The 670-nt window shown below is 63.0% G+C and carries 1 protein-coding gene; it reads left to right on the top strand.

The window, feature by feature from the left end:
* Positions 1-50: 50 nt before the first annotated feature.
* The coding region (locus GY769_08190; protein ID MCP4201898.1) for a DUF4338 domain-containing protein at positions 51-670 on the top strand (620 nt) is incomplete at its 3' end.

Genomic DNA, 670 nt, shown 5'->3' with positions numbered 1-670 from the left:
CGACAGAGGTTCCCAGTCATTTTGCCGGGCGTGATCTTGGTGCCGAGGACTTGGCACTGATCCGCGAAGTCGTCGAGACCTGCTCGGGCATCAGTCGCACCGAGTTGGCCAAGACAGTGTGCGAGTTGCTCGGTTGGCGGCGGCCCGATGGCTCGCTGATCGCCCTGGAGTGCCGAGAGTATCTGGAGTCGTTGGAGGCGTGCGGATTTGTGCGCTTGCCACCGCTGCAGCGCCGGCGGCCGAAGGGCTCTACGACCCGGATTCCGAAGACGGCGCGCGGAGAGCCGGGCGAAGCGCTGGTAGGCTCGGTGGAAGAGTTAGGCTCGCTGAGCATCGAAGAGGTTCGCAACTCAGCCGACAGTGAGTTGTTCCGTGAGTTGGTGGGGCGCTATCACTACCAGGGCTATACGGTGGCCTACGGTGCTCAGCTGCGGTATCTGGTATGGATTGAGCAGCCGCATCGCCAAGTGGTGGGATGCCTGCGCTTGTCGAGCCCTGCCTGGCGTTTGTCGGCGCGAGATCAGTGGATTGGCTGGAGCGAGACGGCCCGGTGTAGCAATCTCCAGCGGGTGGTGAACAACAGCCGTTTTCTGTTGCTACCGTGGGTACGGATCCGCAATCTTGCCAGCCGTGTCCTGGCTCAGGGGGCTCGGCAAGTGAGCCTCGACTG

The sequence above is a fragment of the bacterium genome, from assembly GCA_024224155.1.
In the GTDB taxonomy this organism is placed as follows: domain Bacteria; phylum Acidobacteriota; class Thermoanaerobaculia; order Multivoradales; family JAHEKO01; genus CALZIK01.
This window is presented reverse-complemented; position numbering and strand designations above follow the sequence as displayed.